Source organism: Kribbella capetownensis (genome assembly GCF_004331485.1).
Lineage (GTDB): Bacteria > Actinomycetota > Actinomycetes > Propionibacteriales > Kribbellaceae > Kribbella > Kribbella capetownensis.
Genome location: NZ_SJKD01000009.1, coordinates 40,424 through 53,347, shown reverse-complemented (window position 1 = coordinate 53,347; position 12,924 = coordinate 40,424). Strand labels below are relative to the sequence as shown.

At 68.2% G+C, this 12,924-nt stretch carries 16 protein-coding genes; 9 read left to right on the top strand and 7 right to left on the bottom strand.

Annotated elements, in window-relative coordinates; all coding sequences use genetic code 11:
• Positions 1–2: 2 nt before the first annotated feature.
• The 3 genes from E0H75_RS33260 to E0H75_RS33250 form a co-directional block, all read right to left on the bottom strand.
• Positions 3–449, bottom strand: coding sequence for a LamG domain-containing protein (locus E0H75_RS33260; protein ID WP_238163416.1), 447 nt, complete (start codon positions 447–449; stop codon positions 3–5).
• Positions 446–859: a metallophosphoesterase family protein gene (locus tag E0H75_RS33255; protein ID WP_131517688.1), complete on the bottom strand. Its 414-nt coding sequence runs from the start codon at positions 857–859 to the stop codon at positions 446–448. Before E0H75_RS33255 ends, E0H75_RS33260 begins: the two co-directional genes overlap by 4 nt.
• A gap of 68 nt (positions 860–927) precedes the next feature.
• The gene (locus E0H75_RS33250; protein WP_131517687.1) at positions 928–1,380 is read right to left on the bottom strand and encodes an NUDIX hydrolase; all 453 of its coding nucleotides are present in this window, start codon (positions 1,378–1,380) and stop codon (positions 928–930) included.
• Between the two features lie 764 nt (positions 1,381–2,144).
• On the opposite strand from E0H75_RS33250, the gene E0H75_RS33245 reads away from it, so the two are divergent.
• Entirely contained in the window at positions 2,145–2,633 is a 489-nt protein-coding gene (locus E0H75_RS33245) for a GNAT family N-acetyltransferase (RefSeq protein ID WP_131517686.1), read from the top strand.
• 61 nt (positions 2,634–2,694) lie between these two features.
• Positions 2,695–3,240 (top strand): hypothetical protein, encoded by a 546-nt coding sequence (locus tag E0H75_RS33240; protein WP_131517685.1) that lies wholly within the window; start codon positions 2,695–2,697, stop codon positions 3,238–3,240.
• Between the two features lie 27 nt (positions 3,241–3,267).
• Here E0H75_RS33240 and E0H75_RS33235 read toward each other — a convergent pair whose 3' ends face one another.
• The 3 genes from E0H75_RS33235 to E0H75_RS33225 form a co-directional block, all read right to left on the bottom strand.
• Positions 3,268–4,041, bottom strand: a complete 774-nt coding sequence (locus E0H75_RS33235) for an alpha/beta fold hydrolase (protein WP_272948952.1) — start codon at positions 4,039–4,041, stop codon at positions 3,268–3,270.
• Positions 4,042–4,459: 418 nt separating this feature from the next.
• Positions 4,460–4,702 (bottom strand): antitoxin, encoded by a 243-nt coding sequence (locus tag E0H75_RS33230; protein ID WP_131354900.1) that lies wholly within the window; start codon positions 4,700–4,702, stop codon positions 4,460–4,462.
• Between the two features lie 110 nt (positions 4,703–4,812).
• Positions 4,813–5,052, bottom strand: coding sequence for a hypothetical protein (locus E0H75_RS33225; protein ID WP_131517683.1), 240 nt, complete (start codon positions 5,050–5,052; stop codon positions 4,813–4,815).
• Positions 5,053–5,199: 147 nt separating this feature from the next.
• Here E0H75_RS33225 and miaA point away from each other — a divergent pair, with 147 nt between their 5' ends.
• From miaA to ggt, 4 genes are all read left to right on the top strand, one after another.
• Positions 5,200–6,189, top strand: a complete 990-nt coding sequence (miaA, locus tag E0H75_RS33220) for a tRNA (adenosine(37)-N6)-dimethylallyltransferase MiaA (protein ID WP_131517682.1) — start codon at positions 5,200–5,202, stop codon at positions 6,187–6,189.
• Positions 6,176–6,694, top strand: coding sequence for a SigE family RNA polymerase sigma factor (locus E0H75_RS33215; RefSeq protein ID WP_131354892.1), 519 nt, complete (start codon positions 6,176–6,178; stop codon positions 6,692–6,694). Before miaA ends, E0H75_RS33215 begins: the two co-directional genes overlap by 14 nt.
• 6 nt (positions 6,695–6,700) lie before the next feature.
• The gene (locus tag E0H75_RS33210; protein ID WP_131517681.1) at positions 6,701–7,387 is read left to right on the top strand and encodes a hypothetical protein; all 687 of its coding nucleotides are present in this window, start codon (positions 6,701–6,703) and stop codon (positions 7,385–7,387) included.
• Positions 7,388–7,488: 101 nt separating this feature from the next.
• Entirely contained in the window at positions 7,489–9,306 is a 1,818-nt protein-coding gene (gene ggt / locus E0H75_RS33205; protein WP_238163414.1) for a gamma-glutamyltransferase, read from the top strand.
• An 8-nt stretch (positions 9,307–9,314) separates the two neighbouring features.
• Here the strand turns inward: ggt and E0H75_RS33200 are convergent, their stop codons facing one another.
• Positions 9,315–10,409, bottom strand: coding sequence for a M20/M25/M40 family metallo-hydrolase (locus E0H75_RS33200; RefSeq protein ID WP_238163413.1), 1,095 nt, complete (start codon positions 10,407–10,409; stop codon positions 9,315–9,317).
• Between the two features lie 98 nt (positions 10,410–10,507).
• Here E0H75_RS33200 and E0H75_RS33195 point away from each other — a divergent pair, with 98 nt between their 5' ends.
• From E0H75_RS33195 to menC, 3 genes are read left to right on the top strand one after another with little or no spacing between them, the layout of a single operon-like run.
• Positions 10,508–11,176, top strand: coding sequence for a GNAT family N-acetyltransferase (locus tag E0H75_RS33195; protein WP_131517679.1), 669 nt, complete (start codon positions 10,508–10,510; stop codon positions 11,174–11,176).
• Positions 11,169–11,813, top strand: coding sequence for a MurR/RpiR family transcriptional regulator (locus tag E0H75_RS33190; protein WP_131517678.1), 645 nt, complete (start codon positions 11,169–11,171; stop codon positions 11,811–11,813). Before E0H75_RS33195 ends, E0H75_RS33190 begins: the two co-directional genes overlap by 8 nt.
• The gene (menC, locus tag E0H75_RS33185; protein WP_238163412.1) at positions 11,803–12,918 is read left to right on the top strand and encodes an o-succinylbenzoate synthase; all 1,116 of its coding nucleotides are present in this window, start codon (positions 11,803–11,805) and stop codon (positions 12,916–12,918) included. The genes E0H75_RS33190 and menC overlap by 11 nt, the downstream gene beginning before the upstream one ends.
• The last annotated feature ends 6 nt before the right edge of the window (positions 12,919–12,924 follow it).

Below are 12,924 nucleotides of genomic sequence, written 5' to 3'. Positions count from 1 at the left end.
CTCTATGCGTTCAGGAACGCTGATGGTTTCAGGGCGCGGGTGACGATGCGGAGCTCGCCGATGTGGCCGGCGAAGGATTGCTCGATGATGTTGGCGTAGTGGTTCGCACCCAGGAGCCAGGGCTTGCCGGCGGTGGCGAGTCCGTTGGACGCGGTGGCCGGATTGCGGAGCAGCGGCGACGAGTCGACGTACAAGGTGCTGTGCCTTCCGTCGTTGACCACCGCGAGGTGGAACCACTGGCCCGCGACCTGTTCGTGGCCCCAGTTGGTGAACGTGTCGTTGCGGTCCAGCGGGTACACGGCCCACTGCAGCTGACGCCCGCCGGAGAACGCGAGGTTGACCACCGGCTCCGACGGATCGCTGCCGGTCTTGCCCGCATCCGCGCCGGTGCCCATCCGGCTGAGCAGTCCCACCCACGCGTGGTCGGCGCCATCGTCGGCCAGCTTCACGAACGCCTCGAGTACGGCATCCGGGCGCGGTCGAGAATCTTGAACACCGGGTCCGCCTGGGCGAACTCGGACGCCTGCGCGTTCTCGACCACGTCACCGAGGTGCGCGGTGAACACGATGTTCTCGGTCGACCGCTGGTCGATCAGGTACTCCAAGCTCGCGGCCAGCGGCGCCGGGTCGCCTCGGTCCAGGTCGAACTGGTACTGCGTGTCCGGTACGACGGCGACCGTGAACCTCGGGTGCTCGGTGTCGATCCGCCCACTCGATGGCTTGCTCGCCTGGGTCGCTTTGGTCGGCGTCGCTGAGGCGCCTCCGGTGTTCAGCGTGCCCGATGCGAGCACCGCGCCCGCGCCGAGGGCCCCCGCCTGCAACAGTCGCCGCCGGCTCGTCCCGTCGTACCGCTCGTCCATCGCCCGCCTCCGAAGCTCGCTGACATCGCAGCGAACTCTAGGGCGAGGCGATCCAAGCGTTGGTGAACTCAGGCGAAACCGTGGGCGATCACCGCGGGAAGGCCGTCACCGGCCAGACCGGCCAGCACCCGCGCCTCGTGCGGGACGACCGGGTCGGGAAGCTTGTCCAGCGAGTACCAGTCGAGGCCCGCAGCCTTCTCGGACTCCATCAATCGAGGCTCGCCGCTCCACCGCGACGTCGTGAAAAAGAAGTCGACCCGCTCATCGACCGGGTCCCCGTTGCCGCCGGTCCGATGCATCGCGGTCACCGGCACGAGATCGGCCGGATCGATCTCCACCCCGACCTCTTCCCGAACCTCCCGCACCGCCGCCTCGAGAACCGACTCACCCTTCTCCACATGCCCCGCCGGCACCGCCCAGTACCCATCCATGTAACCGGTGTTGGCCCGCAGCAACATCAACACCTCATCCCCCCGCCGCAACACCACATAAGCCGCCGGAACCACCCGAAACCGATCCATACCAGCACCCTAATCACCCCCACCGACAACCCAACGACATCGCCTCCGGCGGCGGCTGCACTTCCGGCGGCGCGCACCCGTTGACACGGGCCGGGGTGATCGGCGGCTGACCTGCCGATGGGTGTGCTCGTAGGAAGGACACCGCCTTCGACGGCGGCTGCTCTTCTGGCCGCTTCCGGAGGCGTGCATCCGGGTGACCCGGATCGGAGGTGATCGGCGTGGCGTCGAGCCGAGCAGTAGCAAGCTCTTCTGTCGGCTCGAGCAGTTGCGCTAGTTGTACCCGGCCAGGGGGTTGGTTGCGGTTGGGATCACTGGGTCGATGTAGCGCGTCTGGTGGGGAGGCGCACGATATCCCGGGTGATGGTGGTGTGGACGTGCAGCACTCATCAACGTTTCTGTCGGGCGACCTGCAGGCCTGAGGTGAGCGCGGCGGCCTCGGTCTGCGGATGGTTGGTGAGTGCTGCGGGTCCGCCCGTGGCGGCCGGCCACCGGTGCGGACCGTGATCCGGCCGGGGTAGTCACCGGGGCCGGGCGGCGACCTTGTGCTCGGGTCGACCATGTCAGCTGGCGGCGGGTGGTTGGCCGGTGCACAAGGTCGTGGGTGTGAGGTGGGCGGCCCGCGCGCATCCTGCGGGTTCAGCAGGCTCGTCGCGGGTCCGTGATGCCGGTCGGCGCGATCGTGGTTGGCACCAACCTCCTGACCGGATACAGCTAGTCAGGAATTGTGTGGCGGTGGTTGGTGGGCTGGTGACAGGGTGGCGCGTATGGCGGACGTCGTGGTGCCGTTGACGGTGCGGGATCTGGTTGCTGAGGATCTGTACCCGGGATTCGCCGGCTGGACGGATACGCATCTTGCGGGGACCCTCGAGGCGCTCGAGCGGGCGAAGCGCGGGGAAGTGGACTTTCTCGCGGTCTGTCCGCCGTCTGGGATTCCGGTGGCGACCGGCGGGGTTGACTACGCCAAGCCGTCGGGTGTGCCTGTGCTGTGGCAGTTGGAGGTCGATGCGCCGCTGCGTTCCTGTGGCATCGGCTCGATCCTGATCCAAGCGCTGGAGGAGCGGATCCGCGGACGGGGTCTCACCTCGGCCGAGCTGGGGATCGACGAGAACTGGCCGCGGCCGCGTGCGCTCTACGAACGTCTCGGGTACGTCGTTGTCGGCCGCGAACCCGGCGGCTGGAACCGCCAGGCACCGGATGGCACTGTCACGCGGTACGAAACGATGATCACCGTCCTGCGCAAGACGCTCGCCTAGCCCGCCGCCTCGACCGGCCGCGGAGGGACGCGACCAACGAGGCTTCGGGGAGGATGTGCCCATGAACGAGGACAAGGACTTCCTGGTTGAGCAGGCGCAGCTCGCCGAAGCCCAGGCCGAAGCGCAAGCCGAAGCCGATGCCGAACGGATCCGGCAGGAGGCCGAGGACACCACCGCCGACCCGGCGGCTCAACAGGAGTGGATCCGCCAGTCCAACCTCATCTACGGCGGATTGGGTGCCGCCGGCCTCGTGGTCGTGCAGCCGTTCCTGACCGAACCCTCGCTCGACCCATCGGCGACGGTGTGCGTCACTGCGTTCGCCGTGTCGATCCCGTTGCTTGCTGCGCTGCTGGTGCTGAATCGGCAGGAGGAGTTTCGTCGTCGGGCGAGCAAGTCACCGTTGGTCGGACTGGCCAAGGCAGTCGCACAAGGCTCGGCGTTCGTCGGCATCACGGCGGCGTTCTGGCACATGTCGATGATCGCGGGGATCGTGTTCCTGGCTGTCGGGTTCGTCGCGATGGGAGTGCATTCCTCGGGGTACGTGCGACTAGAGTACGACTCTAAGTTCCGCTCGAGATTCACTCGCCGCAAGGCCCCCGAGGCGTAACCACGGCCTGAGCGTCGGCCGACCTCCTCAGTGATCGGCGCGATCGAGTGCATTGACCTCCCGTACGGCGTCGGCGATGGCGCGGAAGTCCTTCTTCAGGATCGAGCCGTGGTTGCTGGCGACCTTCGCGCTGAGCTTGAGGTTCGGGTTGCGCTCGAAGACCGGATCGAGGCTCGCCCGAACTCGTTCCTGCTCATCGCCCTTGCTCCCGAACGACGACCCCGAAGCGAGCACGTACCGCACCGGGACGCTGATCTTGTCCAGCACCGGGCCGAGCTCGCTCTCCCGGGAGATCTTGCCGAGCTCGATGTTGCTCTCGGCCTGCTGCGCGGCGCTCATCCGCGGTACCAGACCAGTCGGGCGCAGGAGCGGCGTGAACCACCCCATCCGCCGGAACAGCTTCCGGATCCGCTGCTCCATGGCGTCGTCCAGCCAGTCGTACGGCTCCGCACCGTCAACCAAGACCGCGCCGATGGCACGCTCCGGATTCCGGCTGGCCCAGTGCGCCCCGACGAACGCTCCGTACGACCAGCCCACCACCAGCGCCCGGTCCACACCCCGCGCCGCGAGCACAGCATCGACATCCCGTACGGCGGCCTCGAACGAATAGTCCGCGGATAGCTTCGACTTCTTGCCCCGAGCCCGTTCGTCGTACGTGATGTGCCGCCACCCCGACCCAAGTTCGGAGATCACCCGCCGCCAATACCCCTGAGTCGCAAACTGCCCATTGAGGTAAACCACAGGAATGCCAGACCCGCCGGTATCGGTAACCGCCAGAGCCGTGTCATCAACCGCCACCATGCCGGCCCACTCAGAGCTGTTCGAGGGAATGCTGTTCGTCGTCATGCCCCCACCATCAACGAACCCGCTGACACCACCCTGACACCACGTTGACGCGGCCGTTCACGCAACGGACTGACCGAGCGCCCGACGCTCGCGGACAGGTAACCGCCTCCGCCTATGGCCGCGTCCGGGTGCGGTGCTGGTCCACCACGCGGAGCTAGAACACTTTCTCGTAGCTCTGGACAGGAAATACCCTGTGCCACCCACCCAGTTCCTGTCTTAGGCAATGACCGGGGATGGCGCCGGAGCTCCTACAGCATCTGCCGCTGCGATTCCCGCGTCGCCGGAGGCGGCCAGAAGATCCGCCGCGCCGCAGGCGTGTCCTTGACAGGCCGAAGGGCCGCGAGAACAGCTCGCGGCCCTTCGGGTGGTGCGGTCAGGCGGGGCGGTTCGTGTCGGGGATGTCGTCGTTTTGGCCGTCGAGGCCGTCCAGGCCCTCCTTGGCTTTCTCGACACCCTGGTCGATCTTGTCGCCGTACTTACCGCCGGTCTTCTCGTCGACGAAGTCACCGGCCTTGTCCAGACCCTGGCCTACCTTGTCGCCGTGCTGGTCGACCAGGTCGCCGGCCTTGTCCTTCAGGTCCTCGGCCTTGCCCTTGAACTTGTCGAAGATGCCCATCGTCGGGCTCCCATTCCTGCGTAGTGAACTGCTTACGGACAGCTAGCGGTGATCTTCGCATCTCCCGGCCCCGAACTGTGGGACCTGCACCGCCGCCGTCGTGACAGGAATTAGCTGTCGCCGCCGGGCCTGGACTCGACGTCACCACCGCTGCTGTCGGGTTCGGACTCGACGTCGCCGCCGGAGTCGGACTCGACGTCACCGCCGCTGAACTCGACGTCGCCACCACTGCGCTTCAACTCGACGTCCCCACCACTGCGCTTTGCGGCAGCAAGGTCCTCCTTGCTGTCGCCCCCCAGGTCCAGCGCGTCCTTCGCCGCGTCAGACTCTTCCTCGAACGGATTCGTCACAGCGTCATTCCTCCCGTATCGGTGTTGCGATCATCATGATGAGTCCTACCGAACTTTCCGGGTCAACCACAAGCCCAGTGCGACCCAGTTGGCGCACTGTTCAGCCCGGTGGAGCGGGGACGGCAGGGACACTGACACACTGGAGTGATGGCCGAATCACTCGTCGTCGCGGTCGTCGGCCCCACCGCGGCCGGCAAGTCCGACCTGTCCGTTGCCCTGTGCAAACGCCTGGGTGGCGAGGTGGTGAACGCGGACGCGATGCAGGTGTACCGCGGCATGGACGTCGGTACGGCGAAGATCACTGCGGCCGAGCGTGCCGGCGTACCGCATCATCTGCTCGACATCCTCGACGTCACCGAGACCGCGACGGTGGCCGAGTTCCAGCAGTTGGCGCGGGCAGCGATCGATGACTGTGTCAGCCGCGGTGTGGTGCCGGTGCTGGCCGGCGGTTCCGCGTTGTACGTGCGCGCGATCCTCGACGACTTCGAATTCCCCGGTACGGACGCCGCCGTCCGCGAACGGCTGGAAGCCGAACTCGAACGCATCGGGTCCGGAGCGCTGCACCAGAAGCTTGCCGCGGTGGATCCGAAGGCGGCCGGGCAGATCCTGCCGAGCAACGGGCGGCGGATCGTCCGGGCGCTGGAGGTCATCGAGATCACCGGCGGGCCGTACGTCGCGACGTTGCCCGAACATCACTATGTCTATCCGGGTGCGGTGCAGCTCGGTCTCGACGTACCGCGGCCGGAGCTGGACGAACGGATCGGCCGGCGGGTGGACCGGATGTTCGACGCGGGTTTCGTGGACGAGGTGCGAGATCTGCTGAACAAGGGTTTGCTTGAGGGGAAGACGGCCAACCGTGCCCTCGGCTACTCGCAGGTGATCGCGTTGCTCGACGGTGAGATCAGTGAGCCGGAGGCGCGGGAGCGGACCGCCCAATCCACCCGCCGGTTCGCGCGGCGGCAGGACTCGTGGTTCCGTAAGGACCAGCGCATTAGGTGGCTCCCGTACGACGACCCCGACCTGGTGGAGAAGGCACTGAACGTGATAGCCGAAGGCAACCGAAGGGGGACCGGCGGCGTAGTCGGGGTGGAAGAGGGCCCAGCCCATGGCCGGGGGTCCGTCGATGCGAGGGGGTGACCGTGAGGCCGAGTTCCGCGAGTACCTGCTCGCGGACCGCACCCGACTGATGCGTACGGCGTTGCTGCTCACCGCGGGGGATGTGCACACCGCCGAAGATCTGGTCCAGACCGCCTGCACCCGTGTGTACGTGCACTGGCACCGGATCAAGCACGAAGGCGCCGGACCGTATGCGCACCGCATCCTGGTCAACGCCTTCCTGGACGAGCGCCGCCGGGCCGGCCGCCACCCCGAGGTGGTGACCGCGGAGACGCTCGAGCCGCGGCTGACCGACGAGGCGGACCCGGTGGACACGCTGGCCGTCCGGCGGGCGCTGCTGGATCTGGCGCCGCGGCAGCGGGCGGTCCTGGTTCTGCGGTATTTCCAGGATCTCGACGTGGCGACCTGTGCGCGGATCCTGCAATGCACCGAGGGGACCGTGAAGAGCCAGACCGCGAAGGCGCTGAAGAGACTGAAGGACTTGATGACCGATGAACCGTCGGATCAGGCGACCGGGAGTAGTTGAGGAGAAGTGGACGAGGTCAAGAGGTTGCTGGAGGGGTTCGCCGACGAGGCCGCCGATGGGCTGCCGACGGCGGATATCGACGCGGACGTCGCGCGTGGGCGCCGGGCGTTGCGCCGGATCAAGCGGCGTCGCCGGGTGACCGGTGTGCTGTGCGTGGCCGCGGTGTCGGCGGCCGTGCTCGCGATCGGCAACCAGGTGAAGTGGTGGGGCAACCCGGGGACCGAGGTCGCCGGTGGACCGTCCGACAGTGAGACCGCGCAGGCAGCGCCGTCGTCCTCGTCACCCGCGCCGGCCGAAGGCGGCGAGACGATGTCGATGTTCGGCGCGTCGGTGGTCGAGCTGGTCGCCAACCAGCAGTCCTGGAACACGATCGGCTGCACCCTCGCCCCGAAGGGCTGGAGCGCCGAGACCCCGATCCCGCAGGACCGCGTCATCCTGTCCCAGCCGACGATGCGGACCGCGGACACCGACACCAAGGTAGTCCTGCAGGCGGCTCCGGAGGCGCGCACGCTCGCGTCGGTCCAGGTCACCCGGTCGGCCGGCAAGACGTTCCACATCGGCCGGCTCGACGGCCGCGTCGCGGGTCAGGTCAAGCTGCCCGACCAGTGGCTCCTGGTCGAGCTCCCGGCCGGCGACAAGGACTGGAACCCCGAGCTGCTCCGCCGCTTCCTGGACTCCTGCACGGTGAACTAGCGGGATCCAGCCGCGCCACAACTGGCGCGCGGCCCCGGTTCGGGATAGGCAAGGGCTTGTCCCTGAATGTCCCTGTATGCCGACGCCCCGCGGGAGAACTGGTGAAGAAGCTGGTCGCATCCCTGTCTGCAGGTGCCCTCGTCTTGTCCGGCCTGAGTGCGAGCGGCGCGGCCGCGAGCACGCCGCAGCCGCCGGCCAAGCATCCGACCGCCATCGGGTTCGGTGGTGCGGTCGCCTCGGTCGACCCCGAAGCCACGAACGTCGGCCTCGGCGTACTGCGCCGTGGCGGCAACGCGGTCGACGCCGCGGTAGCCACCGCCGCCGCGCTCGGTGTCACCGAGCCGTACTCCGCCGGAGTCGGCGGAGGCGGGTACTTCGTCTTCTACAACGCCAAGAAACACAAGGTGTTCACGATCGATGGTCGCGAGACCGCGCCCGCCACGATGCCGAACAACGCGTTCATCGACCCGGCGACCGGTGAGCCGTACCGCTTCACCCCGGAGCTGGTGACGTCGGGCGTCTCGGTCGGTATCCCGGGCACCTTGGCGACCTGGGACTCGGCGCTGCGGCAATGGGGTTCGCTGTCGCTGGGCAAGGCGCTCAAGCCGGCCGCCGAGCTGGCCGATCGCGGCTTCGTCGTGGACGACACGTTCCGCGGCCAGACCTTGGACAACAAGGCCCGGTTCAGCCAGATCGTGCCGACGGCCAAGCTGTTCCTCCCCGGCGGGGACGCACCGAAGGTCGGCTCGCTGTTCAAGAACCCGGAGCTCGCCGACACCTACCGGATGCTCGGCAAGGAGGGTACGTCGGCCTTCTACCGTGGCCCGCTCGCGGCCGAGATCGAGGCAGTCGTGAAGACGCCACCCAAGGCCGCGGGCGCGACGTTGCCCCTGATGCCCGGGTACCTCACGACCAGCGACCTCTCGAAGTACAAGACGATCAACCGGGACCCGACGAAGGTCCGGTACGACGGCCTGGACGTGTACGGCATGCCGCCGTCGTCATCCGGTGGGACCACGGTCGGCGAGGCGCTGAACATCCTCCAGCCACTGCATCTGGACAAGATGGACACCCCGCAGGCCTTGCACACCTACCTCGAGGCATCCGCCCTCGCCTTCGCGGATCGCGCCGCGTACGTCGGTGATCCGGCGTACGTCGACGTACCGACGAAGGAGCTGTTGTCACGCGGCTTCGGCGCCGAGCGGTCCTGTGCGATCGACCCGGACCATGCCGCGACCAAGCCGGTGAAGGCCGGCTCGCCCGACGGGAAGTACTCGCAGTGCGGCAAGGGCGTAGCGACCACGCAACGGCCGGACACCGAGGGCCTGTCGACGACACATCTGGTGGCCGCCGACAAGTGGGGCAACGTCGTCTCGTACACGCTGACGATCGAGCAGACCGGCGGCAGCGGCATCACGGTGCCGGGTCGCGGGTTCCTGCTGAACAACGAGCTGACCGACTTCTCCGCGGTCTACGACGAGGCCGACCCGAACCGGATCCAGCCGGGTAAGCGGCCGCGGTCGTCGATGTCGCCGACGATCGTGCTGCGCGGCGGCAGGCCGTTCCTGGCGCTGGGTTCGCCGGGTGGCTCGACCATCATCACCACCGTCCTGCAGACGCTGACGAACCGGCTCGACCGCGACATGACGTTGCCGGAGGCAATCGCGGCACCGCGGGCGTCGCAGCGCAACACCGCGACCGTGACGGCCGAGCCGCCGTTCATCGACGCGTACGACGCAGTCCTCAAGCCCTACGGCCACACGCTGGTAGCGTCGGGCGACGCGTTCACGTCGGCCGCGGAGATCGGTGCCGTTGCTGCGCTGGAGTTCCTGCCGGGCGGTGGGATCCTGGCTGCCGCTGAGCCGACACGTCGTGGTGGGGGAGCGGCGGGAACGGTCAAACAGCTGTGGCCTAGATAGTCGTGATGCTAGATCGTCATGATGATGGCGGCGACCAGGTCGGCCCGTTCGGCCAGGCTCGCCGCGATCACCTGCTCGTGGACGGCGTGGGCGCCCTTGCCCCGGGGCCCCAGGCCGTCCAGCGTCGGGATGCCCAGCCAGCCGGTCAGGTTCGTGTCGGCGGCGCCTGACGCCGGCGCACCACCGATCTCCTGACCGACCGATTGCGCGGCTGCCTGCACCTTGTGCAGCAGCGCATCGGTCGCCGCCGACGGTTGCCAGGCGGGCCGGTTCGACATCACCGACACCTGCAGCTGAGCGTCGGGCCGGATCGGCTCGAGACCGGTCACGGCGTCCAACACCGCCCGCTCGGTCTCCGGGTCGATGAACCGGAACCCGACGTCGGCAGCGGCCGCTCCGGGTACTACGTTCGTCCGTCCGCCTCCCGTGATCGTGCCGACGTTGCACAGCACGTCGGCATACGACGCGACCAGGGCGCGGACGGCGATCAGTTGGTCGATGAGCTCGTCGATCGCGGAGACCCCGCGGCCGGGGTCGAGGGCGGCGTGCGCCTCGCGGCCGGTGACCTCGATGCGGACCCGGCTGCTGCCGCGGCGCGCGGTCTTGAGGTCGCCGTTCGGCAGCGGCGATTCGAAACCGAAGGCGGCGACCACGCCGGACGATTCGGCGGCGACAAGCTCGCGGGCGGTCGGCGAGCCGACCTCCTCGTCCGCGACCACAACGACGCGCACCGGGCGATGATCGCGATCCGCGATCTGCTCGAGCGCCGCCTCGAGGACGACCAGCCCGCCCTTCATGTCGAAGACGCCGGGACCGTGCAGCAGCCCGTCCTGCTCACGCCAGGGCATCACGTCGCGCAGTTGCCCGATCGGCCAGACCGTGTCGTGGTGACCGATGAAGAGCAGTGGCGCCTCAGCGGCGAGCGGACCGCGGCCCGGAAAGTCGGCAACGACGTGGTCGCCGGTCGGCGCGGCGACGCGACGGGCAGTCCCGCCGAGCTCGGCGTACCGGTCGAGGAGCCGGTCGGCGAAGGCGTTCAGGGCCTGGGCGTCACCGGTCGGCGTCTCGTGCGCGACGTACTCCCGGAGTCGATCGATCATCATAGATATGCAACGTATCATCATTTGGTCACCGATTGACTCCCTTGTTGTCCAGGGGATTTACTCAGGATCTGTTACGTATCTTTGAGAGGAGTGGGCCGGTGCAGGACAGCTTCAGATCCGTCTCGCTCACTACCCAGGACCGGTACGCCGAGGCCGCGGTGCTGTATCGCGAGGTCTTCGGCTACCAGCACCCCGACTACGGGCTGAACCCGCGGCTGCTCGGTGCACTGGCGAGCAACGGCGGATCGGTGGTCGGCGTACTGGACGAGAGCGATCGGCTCGTCGCCTTCGCGTACGGCTTCTGCGGGACCGACAAGCGCGGCTTCTACCACTACTCGCAGTCGGCCGTCGTCGCCGCGGGGCATCAGGGACGCGGCCTCGGCCGGCAGCTGAAGTACGCACAGCGAGAGGTGGCGCTCGGCTCGGGCATGACCCGGATGCGCTGGACCTACGATCCGTTCCAGATCCGAAACGGGCACTTCAACTTCGATGTGCTCGGCGCCCGCGGTCGCTGGTTCGCCCCGGACATGTACGGCCCTGGCACGGACCGCGTCGTCGTCGAGTGGGACCTGACCGACCAACCCAAGGCTGTTCCGGACCAGGAGCTGACCGAGCTGGTGATGCCGGCCGAGTCAACGGACAAGGACCGGCACGAGGTGCGAGCGGCGTTCGAGGAGTTGTTCGCCAAGGGTCTCGCGGCCGTGTCCTGCCGCCGGCTTCCGGACGGGAACGCCGTCTACTACTTCGGACCGGTGGACGATGTCTGACGATCTGCGGAACCGCGAACTGACCAGCCCACAGGAGCGGTACGACGCCCGTCTCCAGCGCCGGTCGTCGACGATGTTGCAGCGACGCGTGGTCGAGCAGGAGCGGGCCTCGATCGAGCAGGCGCTCGACGAGATCCTGGCCGACGACTCGATCGCCCAGGCGGCCGCCCGCATCGTCGCCGCCCGCCGCCGGTTCATCATCGGCTCCGCGAAGTCGTTCTCGTACGCCTCGCTGCTCGCCTTCGACCTGAGTGCCGGCCTGTCCCAGGTGACCCTGATCGACGGCACCGTCGTGCGCGGCGTCGACGTACTGTCCGATGTCCGCTCGAGTGATCTGATGGTCGCGTTCTCGCTGCGCCGGTATCGCCGCGACACAGTCGAGATCGCCCGCAGATTCGTCGAGGCCGGTGGCGAACTCGTTGCCGTCACGGACTTCGAGGACGCGCCGCTGGCCAAGATCGCGGACCAGTCCATCTACGTCGCCACCGGCAGTGCGTCGTACGTCGATTCGCCGACGGTGGTGGCGTGCGTGCTGCACGTGCTGGCGACCCTGACCACCGCGAGCGCGAAGGGTGCGCGCCGGCGGCTGGGGGAGCGCGACCGGTTGAACACGGAGCTGGGCCTGTATGTCAACTGATCTGAAGATCACCGCGGCCCGGCTGCACCGGGTCCGGATGCCGCTGGTGCACGCGTTCCGCACCAGCTCGCACCGCAAGACCCACCTCGATCACATCCTGGTCGAGTTGGAAGACGCGTCGGGAGCCGTCGGCTGGGGCGAGATCGCGTCGCCGTCGGATCCGTACTACGCGCCGGAGACTGTCGAGACGTGCTGGCAGATTGCCGAGCACTACCTCCTTCCGGCCGTGCTCGGGCAGACCTGGGAGCGGCCCGAGCAGGTTCCGCAGCTGTGGGCCAAGGTTCGCGGCAACCAGTTCGCCAAGGCGGGCGTGGACGTCGCCGCCTGGGTGTTGTGGTCGAGCGTGCGAGGTGTGCCGCTGGCCGAGGCACTCGGCGGAACGCGGACCGAGGTGATCGCCGGGGTGTCGCTCGGGATCGAGCCGACCATCGACGATCTGCTGGCCGAGGTCGAGCGCCAGGTGGCGGCCGGCTATCCGCGGGTCAAGCTGAAGATCGCGCCCGGCTGGGACGTCGAGCCGGTGCGTGCGGTGCGAGCGGCGTACCCGCAGCTGGATCTCCATGTCGATGCCAACGGCATCTATTCCGCGGAGCAGTCGGACCGGCTGCGTGCGCTGGACGAGTTCGGCCTGACGATGGTCGAGCAGCCGTTCGCGCCGCGGGACCTGCTCGCCCACGCCCGCCTGCAGCAGGCGATGACGACACCGATCTGTCTGGACGAGAGCATCGAGACCCTCGACGACCTGGAGACGGCTCTGGCCGTCGAGGCCCTGAAGGTGCTCAACATCAAGGTCTCGCGGATGGGTGGCCTGACCGCCGCCCGCGCCGCGCACGACCGCGCCCAGCAGGCCGGCATCCCGGTCTGGTGCGGCGGCATGCACGAGTTCGGCATCGGCCGCGCCGCCAATGTCGCCATCTCCAGCCTGCCCGGTTTCTCCCTCCCCTCGGACGTCTCCGCCTCGGAGAAGTACTACGCCCAGGACGTGATCACACCTGCGGTGACTGCCGCCCGGGGTGTCGTCCAGGTGCCGACGGGAACCGGTCTCGGGCACACGGTCGACGCGGAGTTGATCGCCGCGAACACCGTGGCCACGCTGTCCCTCTGAAACGAA